At 42.9% G+C, this 18810-nt stretch carries 17 protein-coding genes and 2 pseudogenes; 10 read left to right on the forward strand and 9 right to left on the reverse strand.

Annotated elements, in window-relative coordinates:
• Positions 1 to 308: 308 nt before the first annotated feature.
• A complete protein-coding gene (locus H6G97_RS12355; protein WP_190940897.1) occupies positions 309 to 1004 on the reverse strand; it encodes a response regulator transcription factor in 696 nt (231 codons plus the stop codon).
• Positions 1005 to 1724: 720 nt separating this feature from the next.
• On the opposite strand from H6G97_RS12355, the gene H6G97_RS12360 reads away from it, so the two are divergent.
• The 5 genes from H6G97_RS12360 to H6G97_RS12380 all read left to right on the forward strand — a co-directional run bounded on the left by H6G97_RS12360 (position 1725) and on the right by H6G97_RS12380 (position 7035).
• Positions 1725 to 2951 (forward strand): pentapeptide repeat-containing protein, encoded by a 1227-nt coding sequence (locus tag H6G97_RS12360; RefSeq protein WP_190940898.1) that lies wholly within the window; start codon positions 1725 to 1727, stop codon positions 2949 to 2951.
• Positions 2952 to 3116: 165 nt separating this feature from the next.
• A complete protein-coding gene (locus tag H6G97_RS12365) occupies positions 3117 to 4223 on the forward strand; it encodes a TRAP transporter substrate-binding protein (RefSeq protein ID WP_190940899.1) in 1107 nt (368 codons plus the stop codon).
• Positions 4224 to 4234: 11 nt separating this feature from the next.
• A complete protein-coding gene (locus tag H6G97_RS12370) occupies positions 4235 to 4570 on the forward strand; it encodes a hypothetical protein (RefSeq protein WP_190940900.1) in 336 nt (111 codons plus the stop codon).
• 191 nt (positions 4571 to 4761) lie between these two features.
• Positions 4762 to 5655 (forward strand): N-acetylmuramoyl-L-alanine amidase, encoded by an 894-nt coding sequence (locus H6G97_RS12375; protein ID WP_190940901.1) that lies wholly within the window; start codon positions 4762 to 4764, stop codon positions 5653 to 5655.
• Positions 5656 to 5778: 123 nt separating this feature from the next.
• Positions 5779 to 7035 (forward strand): FAD-dependent hydroxylase, encoded by a 1257-nt coding sequence (locus H6G97_RS12380; RefSeq protein ID WP_190940902.1) that lies wholly within the window; start codon positions 5779 to 5781, stop codon positions 7033 to 7035.
• A 30-nt stretch (positions 7036 to 7065) separates the two neighbouring features.
• On the opposite strand, the gene H6G97_RS12385 is transcribed toward H6G97_RS12380, so the two are convergent.
• Positions 7066 to 7689 carry a class I SAM-dependent methyltransferase gene (locus H6G97_RS12385; RefSeq protein ID WP_190940903.1) on the reverse strand — a complete coding sequence of 208 codons (624 nt, stop codon included), beginning with the start codon at positions 7687 to 7689 and terminating at the stop codon, positions 7066 to 7068.
• A gap of 93 nt (positions 7690 to 7782) precedes the next feature.
• On the opposite strand from H6G97_RS12385, the gene hemH reads away from it, so the two are divergent.
• Entirely contained in the window at positions 7783 to 8949 is a 1167-nt protein-coding gene (hemH, locus tag H6G97_RS12390; protein WP_190940904.1) for a ferrochelatase, read from the forward strand.
• A 317-nt stretch (positions 8950 to 9266) separates the two neighbouring features.
• Here the strand turns inward: hemH and H6G97_RS51205 are convergent.
• The 5 genes and pseudogenes from H6G97_RS51205 to H6G97_RS12415 form a co-directional block, all read right to left on the reverse strand.
• Positions 9267 to 9372: pseudogene (locus tag H6G97_RS51205) on the reverse strand (DUF433 domain-containing protein); the annotation flags it as partial.
• 54 nt (positions 9373 to 9426) lie between these two features.
• The gene (locus H6G97_RS12400) at positions 9427 to 9987 is read right to left on the reverse strand and encodes a DUF4126 domain-containing protein (RefSeq protein ID WP_190940905.1); all 561 of its coding nucleotides are present in this window, start codon (positions 9985 to 9987) and stop codon (positions 9427 to 9429) included.
• A 222-nt stretch (positions 9988 to 10209) separates the two neighbouring features.
• Positions 10210 to 11505, reverse strand: a complete 1296-nt coding sequence (gene purB / locus H6G97_RS12405) for an adenylosuccinate lyase (RefSeq protein WP_190940906.1) — start codon at positions 11503 to 11505, stop codon at positions 10210 to 10212.
• 40 nt (positions 11506 to 11545) lie between these two features.
• Positions 11546 to 12097: a DUF421 domain-containing protein gene (locus H6G97_RS12410; protein WP_190940907.1), complete on the reverse strand. Its 552-nt coding sequence runs from the start codon at positions 12095 to 12097 to the stop codon at positions 11546 to 11548.
• A gap of 155 nt (positions 12098 to 12252) precedes the next feature.
• The gene (locus H6G97_RS12415) at positions 12253 to 13269 is read right to left on the reverse strand and encodes a YihY/virulence factor BrkB family protein (protein WP_190940908.1); all 1017 of its coding nucleotides are present in this window, start codon (positions 13267 to 13269) and stop codon (positions 12253 to 12255) included.
• Positions 13270 to 13399: 130 nt separating this feature from the next.
• Between H6G97_RS12415 and H6G97_RS12420 the strand changes: the two genes are divergently transcribed.
• On the forward strand, positions 13400 to 13663 hold the full coding sequence (locus H6G97_RS12420) for a hypothetical protein (RefSeq protein ID WP_242054907.1): 264 nt from the start codon (positions 13400 to 13402) through the stop codon (positions 13661 to 13663).
• Between the two features lie 34 nt (positions 13664 to 13697).
• On the opposite strand, the pseudogene H6G97_RS12425 reads toward H6G97_RS12420, so the two are convergent.
• Positions 13698 to 15226 (reverse strand): annotated as a pseudogene (locus H6G97_RS12425) (YifB family Mg chelatase-like AAA ATPase).
• 446 nt (positions 15227 to 15672) lie between these two features.
• Between H6G97_RS12425 and H6G97_RS12430 the strand changes: the two are divergent.
• The 3 genes from H6G97_RS12430 to H6G97_RS12440 all read left to right on the forward strand — a co-directional run bounded on the left by H6G97_RS12430 (position 15673) and on the right by H6G97_RS12440 (position 17832).
• Positions 15673 to 16215 (forward strand): TRAP transporter small permease subunit, encoded by a 543-nt coding sequence (locus H6G97_RS12430; RefSeq protein ID WP_190940909.1) that lies wholly within the window; start codon positions 15673 to 15675, stop codon positions 16213 to 16215.
• Positions 16199 to 17536, forward strand: a complete 1338-nt coding sequence (locus H6G97_RS12435) for a TRAP transporter large permease (RefSeq protein WP_190940910.1) — start codon at positions 16199 to 16201, stop codon at positions 17534 to 17536. The genes H6G97_RS12430 and H6G97_RS12435 overlap by 17 nt, the downstream gene beginning before the upstream one ends.
• Before the next feature lie 131 nt (positions 17537 to 17667).
• A complete protein-coding gene (locus H6G97_RS12440) occupies positions 17668 to 17832 on the forward strand; it encodes a hypothetical protein (protein ID WP_190940911.1) in 165 nt (54 codons plus the stop codon).
• 53 nt (positions 17833 to 17885) lie between these two features.
• Here H6G97_RS12440 and H6G97_RS12445 read toward each other — a convergent pair whose 3' ends face one another.
• Complete coding sequence (locus tag H6G97_RS12445; protein ID WP_190940912.1) at positions 17886 to 18704, reverse strand: type 1 glutamine amidotransferase; 819 nt, start codon at positions 18702 to 18704, stop codon at positions 17886 to 17888.
• Between the last annotated feature and the right edge of the window lie 106 nt (positions 18705 to 18810).

Consider the following 18810-nt stretch of genomic DNA (forward strand, 5'->3'; position numbering starts at 1 on the left):
AATACTTATGTTTTATGTATTACTGGTAATAGCTCATGGTTTAGCAGCCAGTTACCTGTTACCAATTACCCAGGGTCATGGGAGCAGGGAGCAGAGGGGAAAGAGTAATATATTAGACTTCTTGCATAAGTCGGGAAAAGGTGAAGGGGGAAGGTGGGGCCCCCTCTAGGGATAAGGGGCGGGGGAAAAGGTTCTGTATTGTCTCCTTCCCATTTAACCTTTACCCTTTTCCCCCCTCTTGCAAAAAACACTTTTGCAAGAGGTCTATTCTTCCCCTTACCCCTCTGCCGCTTCTCAATTCCCAATACCTATTTAGCAAGACCGTGTTCTAGAGCAAAACGAACTAATTCTGTACGGCTATTGGTGCCGGTTTTACTAAATAAACGACTGACGTATTTTTCTACATTGCGGACGCTGGTTTCTAAGCGACGGGCGATTTCTTTGTTCATCAACCCTTCTGCGACCAAATTTAAAACACTTTGTTCTCTCGGTGTCAAATCAATTTTAAAAGGGGCTGGCGATTGGGAAATGGCATTTCTTTGAGTTAACAATGCCTTAATTTGGGCAATCTGATTGGCTAGTTCGGCAAGATCAGGGGTTTCAGCGTCATCTCCAGTACTTGTGGCCTTCGCGGCGCGGCGGGCGAGTAAATTTTCGACTATGGCGACTAACTCATCTGGATCAAAAGGTTTGGGTAAATAGGCATCAACACCAGCGTGATAACCTTGGATGCGATCGCCTGTCATACCTTTAGCAGTTAAAAATACTACCGGGAGTGCTTGGAAGCGGGGGTCTTCTCGTAGTTGCTTCAGGAACTGATAGCCATCCACTTGAGGCATCATCACATCGGAAATCACTAAATCAGGTGTATTCAGCTGCATCCATTCCCAACCTTCAAGGGCGTTACTGGCGACTTGAACGCTGAAACCGCTCTCTTGCAGATAGTCTTTCACGGCTTCCCGTATCCCTGGTTCATCATCCACCAGTAACAATTGTGCTGACATTTAAAATTTCCTTAAGTTTACCTTTTTCCAATTTAGCGAAAGTTGACAGTCATTGAACAAAAGGGATAAAGGAAAAACTATTGCTTGTTAACGTTGGGCGATAGCTGACCAAGTATTCAGAACAGATGCCTGTTTTAACATCCCACTGTTTAACTATCTTTTCATAGCCACTACTGAAGAGAGTTTTGCCGTCAGGGCTAAAAGCGATCGCCAATATGAGTTACTATTTTTGCTCCACCCCTTTCAAAGCATCGCTGACTACTGGATGCCGATGCTAACCAAATGCTGCCCCCTTTTTATCAAGCTTGGGTCTGCAAATACCGCTCAAAAATCCTCTTCACCTACTTTACATCCGACTTGTGTATACACGATTCCGCTAAGAGAAGGGGATTAAGGGGTAGGGTATAATCACTGGGGGAATTACCCGGACTTGATATTATATATTTATATCGGCTATTGAGTTAAATAGTATAACGTATATTTAATTCCACCAGATATCTAATATTTAATCATTCATGAATAATCAGATCCCTGACTTCTTTATAAAGTCGAGGATTTTAGTTCTTACCAATGATTTAGATTACTTATATAGATTTTTATGTATTAGATTTAAGTACTGATCAATTTTATCCGTGTTTGTACTCTATCATAACTTCACGGATACTCTTAGGATAAACCTAAATTTATTTCCGTAAGGAGTTGGATATGAAGACTTATAATATGTCTTTCATAAAGACCAATGGACTCACGAGTTTGTTGATATTTATCTCAGTTCTCTTTATTGTATCATTTACTCTAATTTTATCCTTTATTGCAACCATTCAAGGTTTTTCTACTCAAGATAAAATCGAATATATCACCCAAGCATTAACAACTATTGCCATAATCATTGGGGGATTGGCATTAATTATTAATGCTTACTATACTTCCAAAGTCTCTCTGGATGAGAGTCAGAGCCTGTTAACACAACTCCTGGCTGGAACATTAGCTTGGGATAAGAATATCGAAAATGGAATCAATCACCCACAACTAACTCCACAAGAAATTGTTTCCGAACGCTTTTCTAAAGCAATTGAACAACTGGGGAGTGAAAAGATTGAGACGCGATTTGCCGCAATTTATGCTTTAGAAAGAATTGCTAAAGATTCTTCAAAAGACCATTGGACAATTATGGAAATTCTCGCTGCTTTTATCCGCGAAAATGCCTCAGTGAATCAGGAATATGAGGGCGAACCACGGGAATCATCAAAACTTCCTACAGATATTCAAACAGCTTTAACTGTAATTGGACGACGCGATTCATACAAAGATCCGGTCAATCAAAAACTTGATTTACGCAATACAGACCTGAGTAATGCAGACTTAACGGAAGCTAACCTCTCTAGAGCAATCCTTGGAGGAGCTAACTTGCAATGGGTCAATTTTACACGAGCAAATCTTTCTGAGGCAGACTTATCAGTAACCTATCTTTGTGGGTCAATCCTTTATCAAGCCAACCTCTCGAAAGCAATCCTCGCAGAAGCCAATCTCCAAGGCGTAGTCCTCAGAAAAGCGAACCTCTCTAAGGCAATCCTTTATGATGCCAACTTAGAAGGGGTAGTTCTTTGTGATGCTAACTTGGAAGGGGCAGTTCTTTGTGATGCCAACTTAGAAGGGGCAGTTCTTTGTGATGCTAACTTGGAAGAAGCCAACTTCGAGGGTAGCAATCTCCAAGATGCAAACCTGATTGGCACTAACTTGCAAAGGGCAAAACTTACTGTCGCTAATCTAGAAAATGCATTACTTAGTACAGCTAACCTGCAAGAAGCTAACCTCCAAGAAGCTAACCTGTGTGGAGCAAACTTAAGCGGCTCAGAAAATGTAGAATCACAGCAGATTGAGCAAGCAATTGGCGATCGCACCACAATCCTACCGGAAAATCTGAAAATACCCCAACATTGGCGGTAATAACAGGCTAAAGTTTCAGCATTTAAAACTTGATCGTACAGTAGGGGCGCATAAGTATGCGCCCCTACTGCGTTTAATTTAGTACCCAAAACTAAAAAATTGCCAAAAACCTGATAAATATTCTCTATCAGGCTAAATTTTCTGCAATTTAAATCACGAACAATTATGAAACGCCGAGAGATTTTTAACACAGCTGCGATCGCTACTGCAACTGCTGCTACTCTAGTTTCCTGTACTCAAACTGGTAAATCCCCTAGTGTACAAGCAGGACTGCCAAATATCCGTTGGCGGATGGCAACTAGCTGGCCCAAATCTTTAGGTACTTTTATCGGCGCTCAAACAGTTTCCCGGCGAGTTGAAGAAATGACCAATGGACGCTTCCAGATTACGCCCTTTGCTGCTGGAGAGTTAGTACCAGGATTGCAAGTACTCGATGCTGTGCAAGCTGGGACAGTTGAATGCGGTCACACATCCAGCTACTATTACATCGGCAAAAGTTCAGCATTAGCCTTCGCCACCTCCGTACCCTTCGGTTTAAATGCCCAACAGCAGAATGCTTGGCTTTATAACGGTGGTGGATTAGAAGCCATACACAAAATTTATACCAACTTTAATGTAATTAGTTTTCCCGCAGGTAGCACCGGCGCACAGATGGGGGGATGGTTCAAAAAAGAAATCAAGTCTATTTCTGACCTTAAAGGTTTGAAAATGCGAATTCCCGGATTGGGTGGCGAAGTCATGTCCCGTTTAGGGGTGAATGTGCAAGTATTGCCTGGAGGCGAAGTTTATTTAGCATTGGATAGGGGAGCAATTGATGCTGCTGAGTGGGTAGGCCCTTACGATGACGAAAAACTCGGTTTAAATAAAGCCGCGCAATTCTACTATTATCCTGGCTGGTGGGAACCAGGGCCGACCTTGGATGTGTTAGTTAACCTAACCGCGTGGAATCGCCTACCCAAAGAATATCAACAGGTTTTGAAAACAGCGAGTTTTGAAGCCAATTTGAATATGCTGAGTCAATACGATTCCTTGAATGGGCAAGCGCTAACGCGGTTACTGGCTGGTGGTACAAAGCTAGTTCCTTACAGCCAGGAAATTCTGCAAGCTGCCCAGAAAATCTCCTTTGACTTATTTGAAGAAAATGCCAGTAAAGATGCTGCTTTTAAGCAAGTTTACGAACAGTGGAAAGCCTTTCGCCAGCAAATTTTTAATTGGAATCGTGTTAACGAATTAAGTTATGCCAATTTTGTCACTTCTAATAACATCAGGTAACTTACAGCAGTTTGCAAGTAAATGACATACAAAGCCTAGCCCTAGAATCTCTGATTTTACTCGTCGTCACCCACATCGACGAGCCAGATGCAGACAGCCGCCCCTCATGGAGCATTTTGACCTTTTCTACCGCATTTCTGAAAACCTATTTTAGAAGAAAAAGCTTCCCAGTAGCGCTGGGGAAGATTAAAGAAAATTTTGACTCAGAGGGACATTACTTGTGGTTGTGCGAACCCATGCAGCAGGGTATAAACGCTAACTATATTAAATTTAAGATTGCAATCTTGAATTGTATTGTAGAGACACAATTCACTAACTATTACCTGAACCAGCAGCAATGGTTTTGAGAACATTTAAATAGCTCTCTAGACAGAGTAAGTATTTAAAACAATTACTTAGGATTCCAACATATACTAGTAACGTATATTTAACTAAAATTAAGGTACTATAGCGATTTTCGTTTGAATACCATCGGCGGTAGGGTAGCACATCTATGCGCCCCTACGAAGGACATTACTGTTTTACGCGTATTAGAAAAATGAGATTTAAAGACTGGGCGACTAGGGTGCTACTAATCTCGCTGATGTTCATGGCTTTAATTGTAGTGCTGCTAATTGGACGAGCGACAAAATTACAAAATAATCTGACAACATCCCGTATATCCAATCCACAGGTTACAGCCTGGAGTCAATATCCCCAGGCGCAATTCCAATCAGCGAAAGAGCCAGAGAAGAAATCTCAAAATGTTATCAAGTCGCCGGTTAAGACTAACAGTCCTGTAGCTAACAAGTCTGTAGCAAGGTACGTAACCACTCAAGCTTTTGCACAGTATAGACCTAATTATCAAGTTGTTGCAGTTAACCCAACTAACTATGGAGAAAGGTACGCCCAAGATGTTAACGGCCTTCCTCTCACCAATCAACCGATTATCGTCCTCCATGAAACTGGTTATTCTGCTTCCAGCGCCATCAATTTCTTTCAAGTAGCCCATGATGATGAAAATGTACAAGCAAGCTACCACGCTTTAGTTAAGTTAGACGGAACGGTAGTTTATCTAGTACCGCCAGACAAGCGGGCTTTTGGTGCAGCTAACTCAGTGTTTGAGACTCCACAGGGAGTAGAAACTGTGCAGACTAATCCGAATTTACCCGCGTCTGTGAATAATTTTGCTTATCACGTTTCTTTGGAAACACCGCCAGATGGTTATGACGGTAGCAGCCAGCAAACCCATAGCGGCTATACGGAAGCTCAATATAATTCTCTTGCTTGGTTAATTGCTCAAAGTCAAGTCCCGGACGATCGCATCACTACGCACCATTTAGTAGACCGTTCTGGTAAAAAAGTTGACCCGATAAATTTTGATGGGAATAAATTTCTCAGCTTACTTAATACTTATCGTCAGGTTAAACCAATTTATCGAGTCAGCAAATAATTCAGGAGTCAGAAGTAAAACAGGCTTTATACCTAGCTTATAGATAGAATTTTGAATTGTTAACTTGCTCAAGAAGGCGCGATCGCGTCAAAATAAGAGTTAACGCTGTAATCTAACTTAACAATGACCATAACGCAGCTTGAGCAAATTTCCCCTCAACCAACACCGCCAAATGAGCGGGGATATGAATATGATTTGGTAATTGTCGGCGGTGGGATTATTGGGTTAACTCTAGCCTCTGCTTTAAAAAATTCTGGTTTGAGTGTCTTGCTGATCGAGGCAAAAGTGGCATCAGCGGCAGTAGCCAAGGGACAAGCTTATGCAGTTCATCAGCTTTCGTCGCTAATTTATGAAGGAATTGGCGTTTGGGACAAAATGTTGCCTCAAATCGCCAAGTATTGCCGAGTTCGTCTTTCTGATGCCGATTATCCGAATGTGGTGGAATTTACCACAGATGATATAAATACGCCAGAATTGGGTTATGTGGCGGAACACCAAGCCCTGTTGCAGCCGTTGCAAGACTTTATCCAAGATTGCCCAAATGTGACTTATCTGTGTCCGGCGGAAGTGGTAAATACGCAATACCAGCAGAATATAGTCACGATAGATATAAAAGTTGCTGATCAGCTAAAGACGGTTCGCAGCAAATTAGTTGTAGCAGCAGATGGATCGCGATCGCCAATTCGCCAAGCTGCTGGAATCAAAACTTCGGGCTGGAAATATTGGCAATCTTGCATCGTGGCATTTGTCAAACCAGAAAAGCCCCACAACGACACTGCTTACGAAAGATTTTGGTCTAGTGGGCCATTTGCGATTTTACCTTTACCGGGGAACCGTTGCCGCATTGTCTGGACAGCCCCTCACGAAGAAGCAAAAGCTTTGTGTGCTTTAAATGATGAGCAATTTTTGGCAGAATTAAGCCGTCGCTATGGCGATCAGATGGGAAAATTGGAATTACTAGGCGATCGCTTTGTTTTTCAAGTACAACTCATGCAAAGCGATCGCTACGTTCTTCCCCGACTAGCATTAATTGGTGATGCGGCGCACAATTGCCATCCCGTCGGCGGACAAGGTTTAAATTTGGGGATTCGGGATGCAGCAGCTTTGGCACAAGTAATTCAAGCAGCGCACAAAGCGGGTAAAGATATTGGCCATATTCAGATTCTCAAAGGTTATGAACGCTGGCGCAAACTAGAGAATCTGACGATTTTAGGTTTCACCGATTTGTTAGATCGGATGTTTTCTAATAATTTCTTTCCTGTAGTAGTGGTTCGTCGCCTGGGTTTGTGGCTTTTGCAACGAGTACCTATATTAAAGGTATTTATGCTGAAATTGATGATTGGCTTGAAGGGGCGGACTCCAGAATTAGCAAAACGATAAGAAACAGGAGGCAGAAAGCCTCCTGAACTTTCATTTCTTCGCTTGTATCACTTGCAAACTACCACCTGCATATAAAGTTGGCTTACTCACTTCAAAGCCAGTCTCAGTTAATAATTCAGGCAAATCAGTTTTTAATAATTGCCAAGCTGTTTCCGTCTCAAACAACAATAAAAACACTGATACACCAGGCCAAAATAGCGGATTTGTCGGAGCGTGAAAATCCACGAACGTAAATACCCCTGCTGGCTTCAACACGCGATGAACTTCATTAATAATTTTTCGTAATTGTTCAGGTTCCATCTCGTGTAATGCAACGCTGGTATGCACTACATCAAACAAATTATCTGTAAATGGCATCTTCTCAGCAAAAGCTTCTATGTATGAAGCTTCGGGTACATTATGCCGCGCCCGTTGCAAAGACTTGGGTGAAGCATCTAATCCCGTTACATTTTGTGAAAACTTTACTAAAAACTCCGTTGTTTGACCACTGCCACAACATAAATCTAAAACTTGAGTATCTGAGTGAATTGTTAAGCCTTGCAAAGCAAGTTGTCGAAAACGCGCTTCACCACCTACACTTAAGGCTGCTAAACGCGAAATACCATCATATAGCCACTGATAGCGGTAACTCCAATCCCTTAAAATTGTTGCCATTGCATATTTCCTTGCTATTAAGCTTTATATTTAATAAAGATATATGGTTAACATTAGTAAAAAACCTGAAAAGATTGGGGGAAAGTAACTGCTATGGGTCGTGTAGGCGTCTTATTACTCAATCTCGGTGGCCCCGATAAGCTAGAGGATGTCGGGCCGTTTTTATACAACCTATTTTCCGATCCGGAAATTATTCGCCTACCATTTCGTTGGTTGCAAAAGCCCTTAGCCTGGTTAATTGCCACGCGGCGAACCAGAACGTCTCAAGAAAATTATAAGCAAATCGGTGGTGGTTCTCCATTGCGGCAGATTACAGAAGCGCAAGGAGAAGCCTTAAAAAAACAGTTGAGTCATTTGGGGCAAGAAGTTAAAATTTACGTGGGAATGCGTTATTGGCATCCCTATACAGAAGAAGCGATCGCACAAGTTACCCAAGATAATGTAGAACACCTAGTAATATTACCGCTATATCCCCAGTTCTCTATCAGTACCAGTGGTTCCAGCTTCCGGCTATTAGACAAGCTCTGGCAAGAAGATCCAAAACTTCAACCGATTGATTACACTGTCATTCCTTCTTGGTACAAACAACCAGGCTATCTCCAAGCAATGGCGCAACTCATAGCCCAAGAGCTTGAGCAGTTTCCTAACCCGGATGAGGTTCATATATTCTTCAGCGCTCACGGCGTTCCTAAAAGCTACGTTGAAGAAGCAGGCGACCCTTACCAACAAGAAATTGAGGAATGTACTGCGTTGATTATGCAGACCCTCAATCGACCCAATCCCCACACTTTAGCTTACCAAAGTCGTGTCGGCCCAGTAGAATGGCTCCAACCCTATACTGAAGATGCCCTCAAAGAACTAGGCGCACAAGGCGTGAAAGATTTGGTTGTCGTACCTATCAGTTTTGTCTCAGAGCATATTGAGACACTACAAGAAATTGATATTGAGTATCGGGAAGTAGCTGAAGAATCAGGAATTCACAACTTCCGCCGCGTACCTGCTCCTAATACCAATCCAGTATTTATTAATGCACTAGCAGAATTAGTGATTGATGCGCTGAAAAACCCCAGTTTCAAGCTTTCGCAAGCTGCCCAAATAAAGAAAATGGTAAAAATGTACCCTCAAGAACGTTGGGAGTGGGGTTTGACAACTAGTGCTGAAGTATGGAATGGTCGGATTGCTATGCTAGGTTTTATTGCCTTAATCATAGAGTTGATTACCGGTCACGGCTTCTTGCACATGATTGGAATTTTGCAGTAAAGAACATTGAGGAAGAGGCAAAAGGGCAGAGGGAGATGAAGGGAGAAGGAGATAAACAAAACTCTTCACTCTTAAGGAACGTGGATTAAGGGACTTCCAGTTAAAAAATATCCAATTGTAAGGGCGTAAGTCCTTGCGCCCCTACAAATCTAGAAATAATTTGGGATAATTTATTTTTTGGGCGTTGCATATTTGCGGGATGATTTGGCAACTTCTAAAATTCTCCCCCTGCTTCCTCTGCCTCCCCTGCCTCCCCTGCTTGCCTCAATTCATCCCACTGTTCTGCAACGCCATTTTTTGCAAGTCCCTAAATAAAATAACATTTCTAAAATGTCACTAACTCTAATTCTCATACCTCGAATGCAAGGACGACCCCCACATTGACCAGGAATTTGCGTAATACGATTCTAATAATTCATTCATTTAGTTAACTCACCACGGGCGAAACTTTCTGCTATTGCTAACAGCACTCAGTATTCAGTACTTTTTTGTCCTATCTCTATTCCCTAAGTGATACCAGTCATACCACTGCTTCGCGCTACGAAGTGCAAACCAAAGCAGTATTAAAGCAATTAATCCTCCTTGCCAGGGAGCATCAAAGGCAAAAAGTACTAAAGCAACGCACAAGGTGTCTTGAAGAAATACTGCCCACAATGGTAAGCCACGTAAGCGATAGAACCAACCAACTTGGACTAACTGGAGTACCAAAGCTAATAAACCTCCAATCATGGCAACCAGCCAGTTCGGTGTTGCTGTTGCTGTCGCTACTGCTAACCCCATAATTGCGCCTGCTAGGGGAGACATGAATAACTGAACTAGTTGTAGCAATCTTTGCCCCCACAGCTTTTTTGAGGCTAATAATTCAACTAAAGACCAACAGCTGAGGCAACCTAATAATATTGGTGGATAAATGTGAGATAGAATTGGAACTTGTGACCACAAGTTACTGCCCTGCAATAGTCCAATAATCAGCAGAGGTGTACCTATTCTCATTCCTGCTGCTGCCGATGCTGAAAGTGTGGCTAGGATTTCAATCATCAAAGCACTCGTAACACTAATAAACAAGTAAGTATTTGTTTGTATATACTACCCAGTGCTTGCAATAATTCCAGCATCAAAAAGAAACTGTTCAGCAATGCAATATTAATTATTTTTGGTATCTTTAAATATATTTTTTTTTGATAATATCTGCGTATTTTTTGGGTAACAAGTAACAGGTTCGTAGTAAGCGCTCAAGCGCTCACTACAAGCAAATTAATCTTAAATTCCCAATCGTTGGTAAACTTCTTCTAAATGCCGCAGATGTTGCTGGGGGTCGAAACAAATCTCAAGTTCAGCTGGAGATAACTTTTGGGTAACACGCGGATCTTTGCTAATCAAGTCTTGGAAGTTGCCTTCTGGCTGATTCCAAGCGGCGTGAGCGCTTTCTTGAACGATCGCATAAGCCTCTTCTCGGCTGCTTCCCTTGTCTATCAAAGCCAGTAACACTTTTTGGCTGAACACAACGCCGCCGTAGCAGTTGAGATTCCGTTTCATGTTCTCAGGATAGACCAACAGGTTTTTCACCAAGTCGGTTATTTCTGACAACATAAAATGCGTTAAGGTGCAAGCATCTGGCAAAATTACCCGTTCTACAGAACTGTGGGAAATGTCCCGCTCATGCCATAAAGCAACGTTTTCTAAAGCTGCACCAGCATGACTTCTGACGAGTCGTGCCATTCCTGTCAGGCGTTCTGAACGGATGGGATTGCGCTTGTGTGGCATTGCTGAGGAGCCTTTTTGACCTTTGGCGAAGAATTCTTCAACTTCCAAAACGTCTGTTTTTTGCAGATTGCGAATTTCTACAGCAAAGCGATCGATGGTTGCGGCTACCAAAGCTAATTGTTGCACGTAGTCGGCGTGGCGATCGCGGGAAATAACTTGGGTTGAGGCCGTATCGGGTTTGAGTCCGAGTTTTTGGCAAGCGATCGCTTCTACACGCGGTTCAATATTGGCATAAGTTCCCACTGCACCAGAAATCTTACCCACAGCGATCGTTTGCCGGAGTATTGTCAGCCGTTCTTGATGTCGCAACACTTCTGCTAACCAGCCAGCTAGCTTAAAACCAAAAGTGATCGGTTCAGCGTGAATACCATGCGATCGGCCGGCCATCACTGTATGACGATGTTCCCGTGCTTTTTGGCGAATTGCCTGAATCAAATCTTCCAGACGTTGCAATAATATATCCAGGCTGGCAACTAATTGCAGTGCTAAAGCTGTATCCAAAACATCCGAACTAGTTAAACCCAGGTGAATGTAGCGTCCGGCATCACCAACATATTCATTAACATTTGTCAAGAAAGCAATGACATCGTGGCGGACTACAGCCTCAATTTCCAGCACCCGCTTTGGGTCAAAATCTGCCTTGGCCTTAATTTCTTCAACCGCCTCAGATGGAATGTAACCAAGTTCAGCTTGAGCCTCACAAACAGCAATTTCCACTTGCAGCCAAGTTTTTAGTTTATGGGCTTCACTCCACAGATTAGCCATTTCGGGCAAAGTATAGCGCTCAATCACAGTTCGGCACAGAATACAACCGTCATATTTTACAGTTTAATTAATGTAGATCACTTTTTAACGCTATTTTTTGCTCAGGGACGGGAGTAGTTTTTGAATCCGATGTGATGATACTAATCCTACCGTCAGCTTCCATATATGCCAACTTCACATCAGCCAAAAATTCCACACCTTGCTGACGTAACTTGCTCATTAATTCATCATCTGTAATTAACTCTCGTTGCAGATTACGCTGAATCATCCGACCATTTTTTACCAGTAGCAACGGTGGTGGATTCAAAAAACGTTGAAACTGGGGAAGTTTGTAGCCCAACCAGTTCAGCAAATAACTCCAAAAAATCACTGTCCCTACCAGGATAGCGCCTTCAGTAATCGATGTGTAATTAGTTGCCATAGCATTTTGGGCAGCTTCAGCAAATAGCACAACTACGAGTAAATCAGTAATTCCTAGTGTTCCTAGTTGTCGGCTAGGAAGCAGACGTAACACTGAAAACAGCGCTAAATAAACCAGCGAACCACGGATCATCAACTCAAAGACGCTGATGCTAGGAACAAAAATTGCCTGCCAATCGATAAAAAACCATTTTTCCATTAGCGCTGATTTTCTTCCTTTTTCAATAGACTTCTGGAAAAATCCAGTATCAGGTTATTTATCTGTAGTCTTATTTCATAAAACTGACTTTTATTAGAGGTCAAATACTTCAATCTCTATCAGAGTTACAAATATATAATCCCAGTATTCAGAGATTAAAATCGCTGATTTTTTCTTCTCTGTTTTAAGCGCTTGGGCTTCTTGAAAGACCGGAACAAGCGATTAATAAAATTAGAAGAGGGCTTTTTATTAGTCGATGTTTGTTTTGTTGGAGCTTTGCCATTAGATTGTGTCTTATCAGATAGAGGTATGGCATGTTTACTTGGCGTTATGCCGCTGCCGTACCTTCTGGCATAAACTTGGGTAAACTCTGCACCGAAGAAAAGAATCTGCGCGGCATAGTTAACCCAAGCTAAGATTACCACCAGTGAACCTGCTGCACCATAGGCTGAACCAAAACTGCCATTACCTAAGTATTGTCCTAAGAAAAATCTACCGATAGAGAACAAAAAGGAGGTGAGCATAGCTCCAATTAAAACATCGCTCCAACCAATTTCGACATCTGGTAGAACTTTAAAAATAAGTCCGAACAGGAATGTAGTGATGGCAAAAGAGAGGATGAAGTTGATAATCTGCCAGAGAAAATCTACACCTGGCACTAAGTTGCTAAAGTATGTTAATAATGCTGCTAATGCCGTACTAATTACCAGAGAAACTAAAAGTAAAAAGCCAATACCAATCACCATTGCAAAGGACAAAACCCGTAGGCGAATAATGTTAGTAACGCCTCGTCCGGGTTTCGGTTTCACTTCCCAAATCGTATTCAGGGAATCTTGCAACTCGGTAAATAAACCAGTAGCACCTACTAGGAGAACTACGATACTAATGATAGAAGCGATCGCTCCTGTTTGTGGTTTGTTAGCATTCTGAATCGCTGTTTGAATAAATTCTGCCCCATCTGGGCCAACTAAACCTTGAATTTGTCCGACAATTTGACCCCTTGCTGCTTCTTCGCCAAATACTGCCCCGGCGATCGCAATTACAATAATTAGCAATGGTGCAATAGAAAAAATTGTGTAATAAGCTAACGCCGCCGCTAACCGTGAGGCTTTATCCTCACTCCATTCTTTGAACGTCTCTTGTAATAACTTCCAAATCGCCTGTATATTCATCCAATCAGCTTCCTTCTACGAGGTGTTGCTTAGTCCCTGATATATTGGATACTGATTTCCTAAGTTGCAGCATCCTCCCAAGGGTGTTTGTGAAGCGTTCTTGGGGAGGAATTTAGAATTTTATAGTGACATGGAGTCGAAAAAAACCACACTTTCAGTTTGGTCAGCTGTACCGCAAGCCCTAGCTTATATGATAGCTAACTCCAACCCCAGTAAACCTGTGTTTGGGATAGTAACGAATGGAGACGATATTTTATTTGTCAAAGTGATGCAAACAAATACACCACAGTACGATTTGTCAAAAGTCTTTGCTCCGTTTGCATCCGCGAGAGAACTGTACGCAATTTTGCAAATTCTCAAGCGTATTGGTCAGTTAATTTCTTCTAGGTCTTAGAGGGTGTTTGAGATTACCTTAAAAATAGCTATTACTACTGCATCCTATCGATTGTGCGATACTGAATTGCTTCGCTACATGATTGGTTTTTAGCTCATCTTCTCCTGCTAAATCTGCAATAGTCCGTGCTACTTTGAGAATGCGATCGCTTGCTCTTGCTGATAAACCTAATTTTCTAATTGCTGCTTCTAATAAATTGCGACTAGCATCATCTAACTTGCACCATTTCTGGAGATGGCGACTTTGCATGTGGGCATTGCAACGCAGATTTACTTCTCCTTGGAAACGGGTGATTGCGCGATCGCTTGCTTGTTGCACTCGTTCGCGTACTGATATTGATGTTTCTCCCGTCGGTTGTTGGGTAATTTCTTCTGGTTTCAAGCGATTCACTGCAACTTGTAAATCAATTCGATCCATCAACGGCCCAGAAAGTTTTGCCCAATATTGCTCGCGTTGGCGGGGAGAACAAGTACATTGTTGGATAGTATCGCCATAGTAACCGCAAGGACAGGGATTAGTACTCGCCACCAAAGTAAACTGCGCGGGAAACATTACCGATAATTTGGTGCGGGAAATTGTGACGTAGCCATCTTCTAGAGGTTGACGCAGAAATTCCAACACATCACGTTTGAACTCAGTGAGTTCATCAAGAAACAGCACGCCCCTATGAGATAATGAGATTTCTCCAGGACGAGGGAAGCTTCCACCACCAACTAGAGAAGGCCCAGATGCCGAGTGGTGGGGACTGCGAAAAGGGCGATCGCGTACTAATGAACCGCGATTTCTCAATAAACCAGCTACCGAATGAATGCGAGTCACTTCCAAAGATTCGGCAAAGCTCAATGGCGGTAAAATTCCCGGTAAGCGCCTTGCTAGCATGGTTTTCCCACTACCAGGCGGCCCGACAAAAATGAGATTATGCCCACCAGCCGCAGCAATTTCTAAAGCACGACGCGCATGAGCTTGTCCTTTCACATCATGCAAATCTGTGCCAGGGTAGGATGCTGTTGTTGTCTGTGTTGTACTATCTATCTGCACAGGTTTGTAACGCCCCGGATTATTTAAAAAATCCACCACCTCAGACAAATGCTTGCAGCCGTAAACAGACAAATCTTCAACCACTGCCGCTTCTTGGGCATTATCAGCAGGGAGAACTAAACCTGCAATTCCCATCTTTTGGGCTGCTGCTGCGATCGGTAAGACACCAGCCACGGGACGCAAACTGCCATCTAAAGAGACTTCGCCCAAAAATAGATAATCCCCTAACAAATCAGCGCTAACTTGCTCAGAAGCCGCCAAAATTCCCACACTAATAGGCAAATCGAAACAGGGGCCTTCTTTGCGTAAATCTGCCGGAGTTAAATTAATAACTATTTTACGCATCGGAAAGGCAAAGCCAGTATTTTTCAAAGTTGCTTTGACTCTTTCTCTTGATTCTTGAATCGCCGAATCTGGCAGTCCCAAGACAACAATTCCCGGTAATCCTCCTGACACGTCGACTTCTACGCCGACTTTGACGGCATCGATGCCCACAATTGATGCACTCCAGACTCTAGCAAGCATTGCTTATATAACACTAAACCTTTAGAATCTCTAGCAGATGAGTTGGTAGATTGGCATTAGTGAAACCACATAGACGATTTTTCGGAATTAAGGCTAGTGGTCTGTCCCATTAATCTTGAGGGATAAAAGAACGAACCGCATTCGTGTTAGCGTCTCCCCTTCTCCCAAAGGGAGAGGCTAGCGCCAAGGGAGAAGGGCGCAAAAAGCGCAAAGGAAGAAAAGTTAAGAATGAGTTCACCCATTATATTTAATGGGACAGATCACCGATGGTCTGTCAATTTGAAATTGATGGGTAAGTTTACGTGAGTTACACCCGTAAGGGCACGGCACTGCGTGCCCCTATACCTTGCAATATAATCTTGTACCGCATCTGAATGGGAACCGCTATACAAACCCTTAAAACTATAAAGAAGTCTTTTACAACAATTCGAGAGGTAAAATAACTATTGGAAAAATTATTAAGAATATCAAATATTATTGATAATTGCATTGAACGCATTGGTCGATTTACTAGTTGGCTAGTACTAGTAATGATCGTGCTTGGCGTGTGGAATGTTATCGGGCGATATCTCGGAAGAATTAGCGGTAACAACTTCACTTCTAACGCCTACATAGAATCTCAATGGTACATTTTTGATTTAGTTTTCTTGTTGGGAGCAGCTTACACCCTGAAGCACAACGAACACGTCCGGGTTGATATTTTTTACAGTAATTGGCCGTCTCGGCGAAAGGCACTTGCAGACTTAGTAGGGACTATATTTTTCCTCATCCCATTTTGTATCATGACGATTGTTTTTTCTTGGGATGCGGTTGTGGCTTCATGGCTAATTAAGGAAGCCTCATCTGATCCTGGGGGATTGCCTCGTTACCCCATTAAAGCAATGATTATTGTTGGCTTTGTGCTGCTGATTTTCCAGGGAATTTCTCAGGCGATCAAAAACTTGGCAATTCTTCAAAGCAGGGAGGAAAATCATGACGCTGGCTTATGAATGGCTGGGGCCAGTGATGTTTGCTGGTGCTTTGGTGTTGCTGTCGCTGGGGTATCCGGTGGCTTTTTCTTTGGGTGGTGTGGCAATTTTATTTGGAATATTGGGAATTAGCTTAGGTGTATTTGACCCAGTGTTTCTAACTGCCATGCCACAGCGGATTTTTGGCATCATGGCAAACTATACCTTATTAGCTATCCCTTACTTCATCTTCATGGGAGCAATGCTGGAGAAATCGGGGATAGCGGAGAGACTCTTAGAAACGATGGGGATTTTGTTGGGACGCTTGCGCGGCGGACTGGCTTTAGCTGTGATTTTGGTGGGTGCGCTGTTAGCAGCAACTACTGGGGTAGTAGCGGCGACTGTGGTGGCAATGGGTTTGATTTCTCTGCCAATTATGCTCCGCTATGGTTACAACAAAGAATTAGCTACTGGTGTGATAGTTGCATCAGGAACTTTGGGGCAAATTATCCCGCCGAGTGTGGTGTTGGTAGTGCTGGGCGATCAATTGGGTGTATCGGTAGGCGATTTGTTTCTCGGTTCGGTGATTCCCGGTTTGATGATGGCTGGTGCATTTGCCGTACACGTGCTGATTGTGGCATTTTTGAAGCCAGATTTAGCACCAGCTTTACCTGCTGAGGTGAGAGATATTGGTGGTAAAGCTTTGGGAAGGCGGATAATTCGGGTGATGATACCGCCTTTGATCCTGATTTTGTTAGTTTTGGGGAGTATATTTTTTGGCATTGCTACGCCGACAGAAGCGGGTGCAGTTGGTTGTGGTGGTGCGATCGCACTGGCGGCTGCTAATCGTAAACTTACCTTAGAATCTCTGCGTCAAGTTTGTGATGCTACTTTGCGAATCACTAGTATGGTAGTTTTTATCCTATTTGGTTCCACAGCTTTTAGTTTAGTCTTTCGGGGATTAAATGGCGATCGCTTCATGTTCGATGTTCTTGCCAATCTCCCCGGCGGTAAAACTGGCTTTTTGATTGTCAGCATGGCGGTAGTATTTATCCTCGGCTTTTTCATCGACTTTTTCGAGATTGCCTTTATTGTCGTGCCGTTGTTTGTACCAGTTGCCCAAAACTTAGGTATTGACTTGATTTGGTATGGTGTAGTTTTGGGAGCAAATTTGCAAACATCTTTCCTCACTCCTCCCTTTGGCTTTGCGCTGTTTTACTTGCGGGGTGTCGCGCCACCAGAAGTTACTACAAAGGATATCTATCGTGGTGTAATACCATTTATTTTGTTGCAGCTATTAGTGGTGGTGTTAATTATTATTTTCCCTGGAATTGTCAGTTTCTTGCCTTCTTTGGGAAACTAGTGCGGTAAGGCGGAAGTCAAAAATCAAAAGGCTTTAATTTGGGACTTTTTGGTTGTTTTGAATGTAGGGAGACGCAAACTAAGTTTACCGCTCCCTCTTTTTCTTTGAGATGCCTAAGCCCAAAAATACCATTGCGATCGCAACTCCAAAATGTACTGCAATATAACGCTTGGAGAAAGCGGACGACAAAAAAATCAATTCAAGAAGCAATTGCCACAACGCAACAACTGCGGCAAGAAGTAGCTTTAGATAAAACCTCAATCCGCAAAATGCTTAAAGAGGGACGAATATTTTAAACCGGGGAATTGCGTTCCCTGTGAAAGTCAGGGAACGAGAAAAACACGAAAATTTAAACTTTCGCAGCCGCAGCGCTTGGTAAACTCACTTTCAATCGCTTAAACATCGCTTCTCTTGCTTGTGCAGCGAGGCTATCGTCAAATGGTTTTAAGGTAATTTCCTGCTGATACTTTAGCCGCAGCGCTGTTTGAATTAACCAATCGGCGACAAAAGGATTTTTCGGCAATAAAGGGCCGTGAGAATAAGTAGCGATCGCATTCTGATAAAATGCTCCTTCTGTACCATCTTCACCATTATTTCCCAAACCGTACACCACGCGCCCCAAAGCTTCCACTTTTCCTAGTTTGGTACGTCCGCCGTGATTTTCAAAGCCTACCAAATATGGTATGCTACCCGTCATCTCTTTTAAATCTCGCGCCAGGCGTGATGCTGTCACTTCAATTACCAAGTTACCAATACACCGCTTAGTATTTTCACCAGGATGCACGGAAACTAAATCGAGTATTCCCAAACCATCAATCCGTTGTCCCAAACCTGGTTCATAATAATGTCCGAGTAATTGGGGGGAACCGCAAGTAAAAACTCCTGGTGTTCCATTTTCGATTTTCTCACGCATCGCGTCAGCTTTTGCACCCTGCAAATCACGCATGACAATTTCTTGCTGACGATCTTGTGCGCCACCACCAACGATTACATCTACAGTTTTAATATCTGCGGCTGTGGAATTTTGATCCAGGGGTAACACTTTAACATCGTATCCCCGCCACTCGGCGCGACGTTCTATAGTAATTACATTACCGCGATCGCCATAGGTACTCATCAGCGTCGGGTACAACCAACCAATTGTTAATTCCAAATTTTGAGAACTCATATTCATAATTCGTAATTCGTAATTCGTAATGACGCTCGATGACTCGCTACCGCTACGCTAACGTAATTCGTAATTGGATTGGATCGTGGGAACTGGGGAATGGGAA

Origin of the sequence: Nostoc flagelliforme FACHB-838 (assembly GCF_014698065.1) — a bacterium.
Classification (GTDB): domain Bacteria; phylum Cyanobacteriota; class Cyanobacteriia; order Cyanobacteriales; family Nostocaceae; genus Nostoc; species Nostoc flagelliforme_B.

Coding starts and splice junctions, on each gene's coding strand:
- H6G97_RS12355 (WP_190940897.1), bottom strand. CDS start 1,004: ATGTCAGCACAATTGTTACTGGTGGATGATGAACCAGGGATACGGGAA.
- H6G97_RS12360 (WP_190940898.1), top strand. CDS start 1,725: ATGTCTTTCATAAAGACCAATGGACTCACGAGTTTGTTGATATTTATC.
- H6G97_RS12365 (WP_190940899.1), top strand. CDS start 3,117: ATGAAACGCCGAGAGATTTTTAACACAGCTGCGATCGCTACTGCAACT.
- H6G97_RS12375 (WP_190940901.1), top strand. CDS start 4,762: ATGAGATTTAAAGACTGGGCGACTAGGGTGCTACTAATCTCGCTGATG.
- H6G97_RS12380 (WP_190940902.1), top strand. CDS start 5,779: ATGACCATAACGCAGCTTGAGCAAATTTCCCCTCAACCAACACCGCCA.
- H6G97_RS12385 (WP_190940903.1), bottom strand. CDS start 7,689: ATGGCAACAATTTTAAGGGATTGGAGTTACCGCTATCAGTGGCTATAT.
- hemH (WP_190940904.1), top strand. CDS start 7,783: ATGGGTCGTGTAGGCGTCTTATTACTCAATCTCGGTGGCCCCGATAAG.
- H6G97_RS12400 (WP_190940905.1), bottom strand. CDS start 9,987: ATGATTGAAATCCTAGCCACACTTTCAGCATCGGCAGCAGCAGGAATG.
- H6G97_RS12410 (WP_190940907.1), bottom strand. CDS start 12,097: ATGGAAAAATGGTTTTTTATCGATTGGCAGGCAATTTTTGTTCCTAGC.
- H6G97_RS12415 (WP_190940908.1), bottom strand. CDS start 13,269: ATGAATATACAGGCGATTTGGAAGTTATTACAAGAGACGTTCAAAGAA.
- H6G97_RS12420 (WP_242054907.1), top strand. CDS start 13,400: ATGGAGTCGAAAAAAACCACACTTTCAGTTTGGTCAGCTGTACCGCAA.
- H6G97_RS12435 (WP_190940910.1), top strand. CDS start 16,199: ATGACGCTGGCTTATGAATGGCTGGGGCCAGTGATGTTTGCTGGTGCT.
- H6G97_RS12445 (WP_190940912.1), bottom strand. CDS start 18,704: ATGAGTTCTCAAAATTTGGAATTAACAATTGGTTGGTTGTACCCGACG.